The sequence below is a fragment of the Streptomyces javensis genome, from assembly GCF_039525925.1.
GTDB lineage: Bacteria > Actinomycetota > Actinomycetes > Streptomycetales > Streptomycetaceae > Streptomyces > Streptomyces asiaticus.
In genome coordinates, this window is the sequence record NZ_BAAAIF010000034.1 from 47,863 (window position 1) to 60,947 (window position 13,085).

2 protein-coding genes are annotated in these 13,085 nt (G+C 73.4%); both read left to right on the plus strand.

Translation table 11 applies throughout. The features are described 5' to 3' along the window. The first annotated feature begins 36 nt into the window (after positions 1-36). Positions 37-11,790, plus strand: a complete 11,754-nt coding sequence (locus ABD329_RS27045) for an amino acid adenylation domain-containing protein (protein ID WP_344317042.1) — start codon at positions 37-39, stop codon at positions 11,788-11,790. A 16-nt stretch (positions 11,791-11,806) separates the two neighbouring features. Further along, positions 11,807-13,072 carry a cytochrome P450 gene (locus ABD329_RS27050; protein ID WP_198278732.1) on the plus strand — a complete coding sequence of 422 codons (1,266 nt, stop codon included), beginning with the start codon at positions 11,807-11,809 and terminating at the stop codon, positions 13,070-13,072. Positions 13,073-13,085: the final 13 nt, after the last annotated feature.

Genomic DNA, 13,085 nt, shown 5'->3' on the forward strand with positions numbered 1-13,085 from the left:
ACATCGCATCACGAAGACGCCCAGGGAGCCTGTGCAGTGAAGCAGACACGTATCGAGGACCTTCTGCCTTTGTCGCCGCTCCAGGAAGGGCTGCTCTTCCACGCGCAGTACTCCGAGGACGCGGACGCGCTCGATGTCTACACCGTCCAGCTGGCGGTGCGGATCCAGGGCCCGGTGGACGCTCCGGCGGTGCGCCGCGCCGCGGCCGCGCTGGTGCGGCGGCACGCGAGCCTGCGCGCGGGGTTCCGGCGCCGCAAGACCGGCGACCCGATGCAGGTGATCCTCCGGGACCTCGAACTCCCCGTGACCGAGCTGGACTTCAGCGATGTCTCCGCGGACGAGCAGCGGGCGAAGGTCCGCGAGTTCGCCGCCGCGGACCGTGAGCGGCGCTTCGACATGGAGCGGCCGCCGCTGCTGCGGGTCACCATGATCAAGGTCGCGGCCGACGCCTTCTGGCTGGTGCTCACCGCCCACCACATCCTGCTGGACGGCTGGTCCGCCCCGCTGGTGATGCAGGAGCTGTTCCAGCACTACCGGGCGGGCGGCGAGGACACCACCCTGCCTCCGGTCACCCCGTACCGCACCTATCTCGCCTGGCTGGCCCGGCAGGACAAGGACGCGGCGAAGCGCGCCTGGCGCGAGGCGATGGCGGGGGTGGACTCGGCCACGCTGGTGGTGCCCGATGCGGGCCCCGGCGCCGAGGTGCTGCCCGAGGACCTGGTCGCCGAGGTGGACGCGGACCTCACCGCCCGCCTCGGCGAGCTGGCCCGCTCCGCCGGTGTCACCCTGAACACGCTGGTGCAGAGCGCCTGGGGGGTGCTGCTCTCCCGGCTGACCGGCCGCGACGACGTGGTGTTCGGCGCCACCGTGTCCGGGCGCCCGGCGGACATCCCCGGCGTGGAGTCCATGGTGGGGCTGTTCATCAACACCCTGCCGGTCCGGGTGCGGGTGGACCGCGGCGCTTCCTGGACCGACCTGCTGACCGCGGTCCAGCGGCAGCAGGCCGCCCTGCTGGACCACCACCACCTGCCGCTGTCCGCCGTGCAGGAATCCACGGCGGTCACCGGTGAACTCTTCGACACCCTGGTCGTCTTCGAGAACTACCCGCTGGACTCCGACGGCATCACCGAGCCCGTCGACGGGCCGCGGATCACCGACATCACCGGCCAGGACGCCACCCACTACGCGCTCACCCTGTTCCCGACCCCCGGCCCCACCCTGCGGCTGCGCCTGGGACACCGGCCCGATCTGTACCCGGCGAAGCGGGCGCGGGCCCTGCTGGACGGCTTCTGCCGGATGCTGGAGCGGATCGAGGCGGACCCGTCCCTCCCGGTGGGCCGCACCGAAGTGCTCGCGCCCGAGCTGCTGCGCACCGTCCTGGGCGACTGGAACGAGCCCGACGCCGGGGCGCCGGAGACCTCGGTGCCCGAGCTCTTCCAGGCCGCGGTGGCCGCCGACCCGGCGGCGGTGGCCCTGGTCGCGGACGGGGCCGAGGTCTCCTACGGCGAGCTGGACGCCCGCGCCAACCGGCTGGCCCGGCTGCTGTCCGGGCTCGGCGTCGGCCCCGAGACGCGAGTGGCGGTGGAGCTGCCGCGCGGGGCGGACCTGGTGGCCACCCTGCTCGCGGTCCTGAAGACCGGCGGCGCGTACATCCCGCTGGACCCCGAATACCCGGCCGAGCGCGTCGAGTACATCGTCACCGACGCCGCGCCCGCGGTCGTGGTGACGGACTCCTCGGTGCCCTCGGTGCCCGCGACCGGCGGTGCGGCGCGGGTGCTGCTGGACGACCCGGCGGTCCGCGACCGGCTGGCCGCGCTGTCCGGCGAGGCCCCGGAGCTCGCCCCGGTGGCGGGGGACCACCCCGCCTACACCATCTACACCTCGGGTTCCACGGGCAGGCCCAAGGGCGTCGTCGTCACCCGGGACAACCTCACCAACTTCGTCCAGGACATGCGGGACCGGTTCGCCCTGCGGCCCGGGGACCGGCTGGCCGCGGTGACCACCATCGCCTTCGACATCGCGGGGCTGGAGCTGTACACCCCGCTGGTGTCCGGCGCCGCGGTGGTCCTGGCCACCCGCGACGAGGTGATCGACGTCCCCGGGCTGGCCGCGCTGCTGAAGAACACCGGCGCCTCGGTCATGCAGGCGACGCCCACCCTGTGGCAGGCGCTGGTGTCCCAGCACCCCGAGGCGCTCTCCGGGCTGCGCGTGCTGGTCGGCGGCGAGGCGCTGCCCGCCGGGCTCGCCGCCCGGCTGTGCGAACTCGGCTCCGAGGTGACGAACTTGTACGGCCCCACCGAGACCACCGTGTGGTCGACGGCTGCCCGCCTCGCCGAGGTGTCCGGCCCCCCGGCCATCGGCAGGCCCATCGCGAGCACCCAGGTCTACGTCCTGGACGCCGGGCTGTCACCGGCCCCGCCCGGGGTCCTCGGCGACCTCTACATCGCCGGGCGGGGCGTGGCGCGCGGCTACGCGGGCCGTCCGGACCTGACCGCGGAGCGGTTCGTCGCCTGCCCGTTCGGCGCGCCCGGCACCCGGATGTACCGGACCGGTGACGTGGCCCGGTGGACGGACGACGGGGAGCTGGAGTTCGGCGGCCGGACCGACGACCAGGTCAAGGTGCGCGGTTTCCGGATCGAGCTGGGCGAGATCGAGACCGTGCTCGCCGAACTGCCCGAGGTCGCCCAGGCGGCGGTGGTGGCCCGCGAGGCCGGGTCGGGCGAGCAGCGGCTGGTGGCGTACGTGGTCGCGGCCCCGGGCGCGGCGGTGCCGGTGCCCGCGCTGCGCCGGGCCGTCGCCGCGCGGCTGCCGGAGTACATGACGCCCTCGGCGTTCATGGTGCTCGACGAGATGCCGCTGACGCCCAACGGGAAGACCGACCGCAAGGCGCTGCCCGCGCCGGACCTCACCGCGCTGTCCACGAGCGTGGCTCCGCGCACCCCGCAGGAGGAGATCCTGTGCGGCCTGTTCATGGAGGCGCTGGAGCTGGACTCGGTCGGCATCCACGACGACTTCTTCGAGCTGGGCGGGCACTCGCTGCACGCCACCCGGATGGTCAGCCGGACCCGGACGGCCTTCTCCGTGGAACTGCCGCTGCGCGCGCTGTGGGAGGCGCCCACGGTGGCGCGGCTGGCGGAACGGCTCCGCGACGCCGACACCGCGCGGCCGCCGGTGGTCCCGGTGGAGCGCCCGGAGCCGATCCCGCTGTCCTACGCCCAGCGCAGGCTGTGGTTCCTCAACCGGTTCGAGAACGGCGCCGCGGCGCACAACATCAGCCTGGGGCTGCGGCTGACGGGCACGCTGGACCACGAGGCGCTGCGGGCGGCCGTCCGGGACGTCACGGCCCGGCACGAGACGCTGCGCACGGTCTTCCCGGAGACCGGCGGCGCCGCGCGGCAGCTGATCCTGCCCCCGGACCAGTGCCCTGCCGAGATGGCCGTCACCACCGTCGAGGAGCGGGACCTGGACGCGGCGATCGCCGAACAGGCGGCGCGCGACTTCGACCTGGCCACCGAGACCCCGCTGCGGGTGACGCTGTTCCAGCTGGCCCCGGACCACCATGTCCTGCTGATCATCCTGCACCACATCGCGGGTGACGGCTGGTCGGTCGGCCCCTTCGCCGCCGACCTGACCTCGGCCTATCTGGCGCGGACGGCCGGCCGGGCCCCGGACTGGGAGCCACTGCCGGTCCAGTACGCCGACTACACGATCTGGAACTACTCGGTCCTGGGCGAGGAGAGCGACTCCGGGAGCCTGGTCAGCGAGCAGCTCGAATTCTGGCGGCGGCGACTCGAGGGCAGCCCCGATGTGCTGCCGCTGCCGACCGACCGCCCGCGTCCGCCGGAGGCCGACTACACGGCCGAGACGGTCGAGGGGCGGATCTCGCCGGAGCTGCACCGCGCGCTGGCCCGCGTCGCCCGTACGACCGGGACCAGCCTGTTCATGGTGTTGCAGGCCGGTCTGGCCTCGTTGCTCTCCGCGCACGGCGCGGGCACCGACATCCCCATGGGCTCGCCGATCGCCGGGCGCAACGACAAGGCGCTCGAGGAAATGATCGGCTTCTTCGTCAACACGCTGGTGCTGCGCACCGACACCTCCGGCGACCCCACCTTCCGCGAACTGCTGGACCGGGTCCGCGAGTACGACCTGGCCGCCTACGCCCACCAGGAGGTGCCCTTCGAGCGCCTGGTCGAGCTGCTCAACCCCGAGCGCTCGCTGGCCTGGCACCCGCTGTTCCAGATCTGGCTGAACGTACAGAACCTCGAGACCACCACCACCTCGCCGACCGGTCTGCCCGGGGTCGACGCCGTCGCGTACCCGGTGCCGGTCAACGCGACCCAGTTCGACTTGGCCTTCACCTTCAACGAGAGCACCGGGCCCGGCGGCGCCCCGGCCGGTCTCCAGGCGCTGATCGACTTCCGGCTCGACCTCTTCGACCGGGAGACGGTCGAGGCGCTGTTCGAGCGCCTGACGCGGCTTCTGGAGCGGGTCACCGAGGACCCGGACCTGCGGGTGGGCGACATCTCCCCGCTCACCGAGGAAGAGCGCGCCGTGCTGGCGGCCGCGAACGACACCGCGCGCGACCTCCCCCCGGCGACCTTCCCCGAGCTGTTCGCCCGCCGGGTGGCCGAGGCGCCCGACGACCCCGCGGTGGCCTTCGAGGGCCGCGAGATGTCGTTCGCCGAACTGGACCGCAGGGCCAACCGGATCGCGCATGTGCTGCGCGCCGAGGGCGCGGCCCCCGAGCGGTTCGTCGCCCTGGCGCTTCCCCGGTCCCCCGACTGGCCGGCCGCGGTACTGGCCGTGCACAAGGCGGGCGCGGCCTATCTGCCGCTCGATCCGGCGTACCCCGCCGAGCGCCTCGCCCACATGCTCTCCGACGCCCGGCCCGGCGTGGTCGTCACCACCCGGCCGATCGCCGAGACCCTGCCCCCCATGGGCGACACCATGGTCCTCCTCCTCGACGACGAGGCCACCGGGGCCAGGATCGCGGAGGCGCCGGAGACCGCGCCGGAGGTCCGGCTGTCGGTGGACCACCCGGCCTATCTGATCTACACCTCCGGCTCCACCGGCAGGCCCAAGGGCGTGGTGGTCCCGCACACCGGCTTCGCCAGTCTGCTCACCGGCTATGCGGAGGCGCTCGGACTCGGTCCGGGCAGCCGCGTCCTCCAGTTCGCCTCGCCGAGCTTCGACGCCGCCTTCGCGGAGCTGTGCAAGGCGCTCCTCTCCGGCTCCACGCTGGTGATGGCGCCGTCCGAGCGACTGGACCCCGGCGCCCCGCTGGCCGCGCTGCTCGCCGAGCAGCGCGTCACCCAGGCGACCATCCCGCCGGCCGCGCTCGGTGTGATGACGGTCGGTGAGGTGCCCGCGGACATCACCCTGCTGGTGGCGGGGGAGGCGACCCCGCCGGAGCTGGCCGGCCGCTGGTCGGCGGGGCGGCGGATGGTGAACGCGTACGGTCCGACCGAGGCGACGGTGTGCGCCACCATCAGCGCGCCGCTGTCCGGCGTGGCCGAACCGCCCCTCGGCACACCGATCCCCAACGCCCGGGTGCGGGTGCTCGACGCGGCGCTGCGGCCGACGGCCCCCGGGGTGGTCGGCGAGCTGTACCTCTCGGGTCCCGGGATCGCCCGCGGCTACCTCAACCGGCCCGCGACGAGCGCGGAGCGCTTCGTCGCCGATCCGTTCGGCCCGCCCGGCACCCGGATGTACCGCACGGGTGACCTGGCCAAGTGGACCCGCGACGGGGTGCTGATGTTCGTCGGCCGCGCCGACGAGCAGGTCAAGCTGCACGGCTTCCGGATCGAGCTCGGCGAGATCCGCTCGGTGCTGCTGCGCCGGCCCTCGGTCCGGCAGGCCGAGGTGATGGTGCGCGAGGACCGCCCCGGTGAGCCGCGGCTGGTGGCCTACGCGGTGGCCGAGGGCGCGGCCGGGCCGCTCACCGGCGCCGACCTGCGCGCCCAACTGGCCGCGGAGCTGCCCGAGTACATGGTGCCCGCCGCGGTGGTGGTGCTCGACTCGCTGCCGGTGACCCCGAACGGCAAGACCGACCGCAAGGCGCTTCCCGCGCCGGAGTACACCACCGCCACCGCTCCCGCCGACGAACCGCGCACCCCCCACGAGGAGCTGCTGCGCGGGCTGTTCGCGGAGGTCCTCGGGCTGGAGCGGGTCGGCATCCACGACAGCTTCTTCGACACCGGCGGGGACAGCATCATGTCCATCCAGCTGGTCCGCCGGGCCCGGGACGCGGGCATCAAGCTGACGCCGCGGGACGTGTTCGAGCACAAGACGGTGGCCGCGCTGGCCAAGGCCACGGCCGTCGAGGAGGCTCCCGCGGAGGTCGCCGCGGCCGAGCCCGTGGCGGTCTCGGCGGGGGTCGGCGACGTACCGCTGACGCCGATCATCCACTGGATGCGCGAACGGGGCGGCCGCCCCGACCGGTTCAGCCAGACCAACATGATCGTGGTCCCGGCGGACGTCGGCGAGCAGCGCCTGCGGTCCGCGTTGCAGACGGTGCTCGACCACCACGACGCGCTGCGGATGCGGCTGCGCCGCACCGGTGGCGTGGTGTGGAGCCTGGAGGTGCCCGAGCGCGGCGCGGTCCGGGTGGCGGACTGTCTGCGCCGGGTCGATCTGACCGGGCTCGACGAGGAGCGGGCGCGTGCCCGGATGGCGGAGGAGACCAAGGGCGCCTGGGACCGGCTCGACCCCGAGGCGGGGCTGATGCTCCAGGCGGTCTGGTTCGACGCCGGCCCGGACGTCTCCGGCAGGCTGCTGCTCACCGTCCACCACCTGGCGGTCGACGGTGTGTCCTGGCGCATCCTGCTGCCGGACCTGACCACCGCGTGGTCCGCGCAGACGGACGGCGGCGCCTCCGGGCTCGACGCCGTCGGCACCTCGTTCCGGGAGTGGGCGCAGCGGCTCTCCGACGCCGCCCAGCGGCCGGAGCGGATCGAGGAGCTGGAGTTCTGGCTGGACACCCTCGCCGAGCCCGACGCGGCGCTCGCGGACCGGCCGCTCGACCCCCGGCGGGACATCACCGCGACGGCGAAGCGGCTGCTGCTCACGCTGCCGGCCGAGGAGACCTCGGCCCTGCTCACCACGGTGCCCGCCGCGTTCCACGCCCGGATCAACGACGTCCTGCTGAGCGCGTTCGCGGCCGCCGTCGCCCAGTGGCGCGCACGGCGGGGCCACCAGGCCGGCCATGTCCTGGTCAACCTGGAGGGCCACGGCCGTGAGGAGCTCGACGAGGGCGTCGACCTGTCCCGGACCGTCGGCTGGTTCACCAGCCTGTTCCCGGTACGGCTCGACCCCGGCCCGCACGACTGGGCCGAGTACCGTGCGGGCGGTCCGGCCACCGGCCGGGTGCTCAAGCGGGTCAAGGAGCAGCTGCGCGCCCTGCCGGACAACGGGATCGGTTTCGGTCTGCTGCGGTACCTCAACCCGCAGACCACTCCGGTGCTCAGCCGGCTGCCCGAGCCCCAGATCAGCTTCAACTACCTGGGGCGCTTCCCCGGCGCCGTGGCGACCGAGAAGGCCACCCCGGCCGACTGGGGTCCGGCCCCGGAGGGCTTCGACCTCGACGGTGGCAGCGACCCCGGGCGCCCGCTCGCGCACACCGTCGACATCACCGCGATGACCCAGGACCTGCCGGACGGCCCGCATCTGGTAGCCGATGTGACCTGGGCGGGCGAGCTGCTGAGCGAGGACGAGGTCAACGAGCTGGGCCAGAACTGGCTGACCGCGCTCACCGCCCTGGTCAGGCATGCCGAGGGGCCGGAGGCGGGCGGCTACAGCCCCTCCGACCTGACGCTGGTCCCGCTGACCCAGGACGAGATCGACGCGGTCGAGTCCGCGGGGGCGGAGCGGCTGGAGGACGTCCTGCCGCTCACGCCGATGCAGGAGGGGCTGCTCTTTCACGCCCAGTTCGACGAGGACGAGCCCGACCTCTACACCGTGCAGCTCGGCATCGACCTCGCGGGCCCCCTGGACGCGGAGCGGCTGCGGGGCGCGGCGCGGATCCTGCTGCGGCGCCACGCCAACCTGCGCGCGGGCTTCCGCCAGCAGGGGCTGAGCCGCCCCGTACAGGTGGTGGCCGCAGACTTCGAACTGCCCTGGGTGGAGCTGGACTTCGGCCATCTGCCCGAGGCGGAGCGGGCCGCCCGGCTGGACGCGCTGATGGACGAGGACCGGGTGCGCCGGTTCGACCCCGAGCGGCCGCCGCTGCTGCGCTTCACCCTGATCCACATGGGCGACGAGCTGGCCCGGTTCCTGATGACCAACCACCATCTGCTGCTCGACGGCTGGTCGGGCCCGCTGCTGATGCGTGAGCTGTTCACGCTGTACGAGGCGGACGGCGACGAGTCGGCGCTGCCGGAGGTCACCCCGTACCGCGACTATCTCGCGTGGCTCGGCCGGCAGGACAAGCAGGCGGCACGCGAGGCATGGCGCACGGTGCTCTCCGGGGTGGACGGCGCGACGCTCATCGCGCCCGACAGCGACGGACGGACCGTCGAGGTCCCCGGCGACCTGCTCGTGGAACTCCCCGAGCACACCACCACGGCGCTGACCGCGCTGGCCCGACGCCATGACGCGACCCTGAACACGGTCGTGCAGGCGGCCTGGAGCGTGGTGCTCTCCGGGCTGACCGGCCGGACCGACGTGGTGTTCGGCGCCACCGTCTCCGGCCGCCCCGCGGACCTCCCGGGTGTGGAGACCATGGTCGGCCTGTTCATCAACACCGTCCCGGTCCGCGCCGAGCTGAGGACGACCGACACCTGGACGACGCTGCTGGAGCGGCTGCGGGGCCAGCAGACGGCGGTGATGGACCACCACTACCTGGGCCTCCAGGACGTGCTGCGCCTGGTCGAGCCGGACACGCTGTTCGACACGATCGTGGTGACCGAGAACTATCCGCTGGACGGCGACGGAATGCCCGCCGTCGAGGACGGGCTGCGCATCATCGGCCTGTACGGCTCGGACGCCAACCACTACCCGATCAGTCTGGTGGCGATGCCGGGCCGCACCCTGCGGCTGCGTCTCGGCTACCGGCCGGACCTCGTGGCCCCCGACGCCGTGGAGGCCATCGGCGGCCGGCTGGTCCGCGCGTTCGAGGCCATGATCGACGCGCCGGAGCAGCCGGTGAACCGGGTCGATCTGCTGGCCGCGGACGAACGCCGCACGCTGCTCGAGGAGTTCACCGCCACGGCGCGGCCCGCGCCCGTCGCCCTGGTGCCCGAGCGCTTCCAGGCCCAGGCCGCCCGCACCCCGGACGCCCCGGCGCTGCTGGCCGCGGACGGCACCCGGCTCAGCTACGCGGGGCTCGACGCGGCCGCCGACCGGCTGGCCGCCGAGCTGATCGCGGCCGGAGTGGGGCCCGAGCGGCTGGTGGCGCTGGCCCTGCCGCGCTCGGCCGACCTGGTGATCGCCGCCCTCGCGGTGCTCAAGGCGGGCGGCGGCTATCTGCCCGTGGACCCGGGCGACCCGGCGGACCGGCTGGCCCACGTCCTCACCGACGCGACTCCGGTGCTGGTGCTGACCCGCTCGGACATCGCGCCCGGCCTGCCGCGGACGGCGGCGCCGGTGCGGCTGCTGGACGAGGCGGTGACGAGCGAGCCGGCCGAGCCCGCCCCCGCCGCCCCCGCCGTCCCCGACGCCTCCGGCGGCCCCCGGTGGCGGGCACAGAGCCCCGCGTATGTGATCTACACCTCGGGGTCCACCGGGCGGCCCAAGGGCGTCGTGGTGGAGCACCGTTCGTTCGCCCAGTACCTCGACTACGCCGCCGAGGCGTACCCGTCGCTGGGGGAGCGGGCCCTGCTGCACTCGCCGGTCTCCTTCGACATGGCGGTCACCTCGCTGTTCGGCCCGCTGACGACCGGCGGCTGTGTGCACGTGGCGGAGTTGGAGCGGCCCGCGGAAGGGCGGGTCCGGCCGGCGTTCTGCAAGGTCACCCCCTCCCATCTGCCTCTGCTGACCGGTGTGGACCCGGAGTGCTCCCCGACCCGTGAGCTGGTGATCGGCGGTGAGCAGCTGCTGGGCGAGGCGCTGGCCCCCTGGCGCGCCGCCCACCCGGACGTGGCCGTGGTGAACGAGTACGGCCCGACCGAGGCCACCGTCGGCTGCGCGGTGCTGCGGCTGGAACCGGGCGAGGAGACACCGTCGGGCGCGGTGCCGATCGGCCGGCCCACTCCGAACACCCGGCTGTATGTGCTGGACGCGGGGCTGCGGCCCGCGCCGCGCGGCGCCGTCGGCGAGCTCTACATCGGCGGCGGCCAGCTGGCCCGCGGCTATCTGGGCCGGCCCGCGCTGACGGCGGCCCGGTTCGTGGCCGATCCGTTCGGCGCGCCGGGCGGCCGGCTGTACCGCACCGGCGACCTGGCGCGCTGGAACCCGGACGGGCAGCTGGAGTACCTGGGCCGGGTGGACGAGCAGGTCAAGGTCCGCGGCTACCGCGTGGAACTCGGCGAGATCGAGGCCGCGCTCGCCCGGGACCCCGAGGTGGGCCAGGCCACGGTCCTGCTGCGCGGGGACGAGGGCGCGGGCAAGCGGCTGGCCGCCTATCTGGTGCCGGCGGCGGGCGGTGGGCTGGACCCCGCCGCGGTGCGCGAGCGGCTGGCCGCGGCGGTACCGGACTACATGGTCCCGGCCGCGTTCACGGTCCTCGAGGAGCTGCCGCTGAACGCCAACGGGAAGGTCGACCGCAAGGCGCTGCCCGCACCCGACTACAACCCCCGCGAGTGGAGCGGACCGCGCACCCCGCAGGAGGAGATCCTGTGCGGGCTGTTCCGGGAGGCGCTGGGTCTTGACGTGGTGGGGATCCATGACAGCTTCTTCGACCTGGGAGGCGACAGCATCATGTCGATGGGCCTGGTCAACCGGATCCGGTCGGCGTTCGGTGTGAAGCTCGGGATGCGGACGGTACTGACCGCGCCCACCGTCGCCGAACTGGCCCAGCGGCTCGGCGGCGACGCGGAGCAGGACTCGCTCGATGTGCTGCTTCCGCTGCGCGAGCACGGCAGCCGCGTCCCGCTGTTCTGTGTCCACCCCGCGGGCGGGCTGAGCTGGAGCTACTCGGCGCTGCTGCGGAGCGTGGACGCCGAGCACCCGGTCTACGGGTTGCAGTGCCGCGGACTCACCGGCGAGGGGGACCCGCTCCCCGGGACCCTGGAGGAGATGGCGGCCGACTATGTCGCCCAGATCCGCCGGGTCCGGCCCACCGGACCGTACGCCCTGCTCGGCTGGTCGCTCGGCGGCACGGTCATCCACGCCATGGCGGCGCTGCTCCAGGCCGAGGGCGAGGAGGTGGCGCTGCTGGTCAATCTGGACGAGTACCCGCTCGACCGCTCCCAGCCGCTGCCCGACCGGCTGCCGGACGAGCAGGACGCGCTGCGGGTGCTGCTGGACTTCGAGGGCTATGACGTGACCGCCCTGGGCGATGTGACGCTGACCCACGGCCAGGTGGTGACCATGCTGCGGGAGCGGCAGTCGGTGCTGGCCAGCCTGGACGAGGACAACGTGGCCGCCCTGGCCCGTGCCTTCGCCAACAACCGCCGGCTGTTCCTGGCCCATGAACCGGCCCGCTACCGGGGCGACCTGCTGGTGCTGGTGGCCGAGGAGGACCCGACGGTGCCCGCGGCCGACCTGGCCGGGCGCGCCGAGCGGTGGCGGCCCTTTGTCGACGGACGGATCGAGTACCGGCGGATCACCCACGCCCACCCGTATCTGATGCGGCCCGAACCGGCCGCCGAGATCGGCCGCGTACTCAACGAGAAGCTCCGGGAACTCAAGTGACCCGATTGGTGGAGAGATGAGCGTGCAGACAGCGACGAGCCGCGAAGAGATACCGGAGGAGATCTCGGCGGTCAACCTGGTCGACCCCAAGTCCTACCTCGAGCACGACATGGACGCGTACTGGCGCCGGCTGCGCGCCGACCACCCGCTGTACTGGCATCCGCCGGTCGACGGCGCTCCCGGCTTCTGGGTGGTCAGCCGCTACGCCGATGTGATGGCGCTCTACCGGGACAACCAGCGGCTCACCTCGGAGAAGGGCAACGTCCTGGTGACGCTGCTGGCGGGCGGCGACTCGGCCGCCGGCCAGATGCTGGCGGTGACCGACGGCCAGCGCCACAAGGACCTGCGCAACGTGATGCTCAAGGCGTTCTCGCCGCGAGCCCTGTCCAAGGTCGCGGCGCTGGTCCGGGTCAACGCCCGCCGGATGATCGCCGACGCGGTCCGGCGCGGGGAGGGGGACTTCGCGGCCGAGGTGGCCCAGGTGATCCCGCTGACCACCGTGGGCGGCCTGCTCGGGGTGCCGGTGAAGGACCACGCCTATCTGCTGAACCTGACCAAGTCCTCGCTCAGCTCCGACGAGGCGGACCAGGCCCCGGAGGAGGCGTTCCTGGCGCGCAACGAGATCCTGCTGTACTTCAGCGACCTGGTCGCCGAGCGGCGCGCCGATCCGCAGGACGACGTGATCAGCACGCTCACCGCCAGTGACATCAACGGCGTGCCGCTGACCGATCAGGACATCGTCTTCAACTGCTACAGCCTCATCCTGGGCGGCGACGAGACCAGCCGGCTCACGATGATCGACTCCCTCTACAACCTCAGCCGCGAGCCGGAGCAGTGGAAGCGGCTCAAGGAGGGTTCGGTGACGCTGGAGTCGGCCACCGAGGAGGCGCTGCGCTGGGCCACCCCCGCGATGAACTTCGGCCGTACCGCGCTGGTCGACATCGAGATCGCCGGGGGGACCATCAAGGCGGGCGACGTGGTGACGCTGTGGAACACCTCGGCCAACCGCGACGAGTCGGTCTTCGACGACCCGTACGTCCTGGACTTGGGCCGTTCGCCGAACAAGCACATCACCTTCGGCTACGGTCCGCACTTCTGCCTCGGCGCCTACCTGGCGCGGGTCGAGGTGAAGGAGATGCTGGACGCGATGCGGACGTTCAGCAATGGCATCGAGCTCACCGGTGAGCCGCGCCGGATCCACTCCAATCTGATGGCCGGGATGTCGACCCTGCCGGTCCGGTTCCTGCCGGACGAGGCGGGGCTGGCCACCGCCGACTCCTGAGTGCCGCTCGAAC

Excerpts from the sequence above, each read along its gene's own strand:
- ABD329_RS27050 (WP_198278732.1), top strand. The coding sequence starts at position 11,807 with ATGAGCGTGCAGACAGCGACGAGCCGCGAAGAGATACCGGAGGAGATC.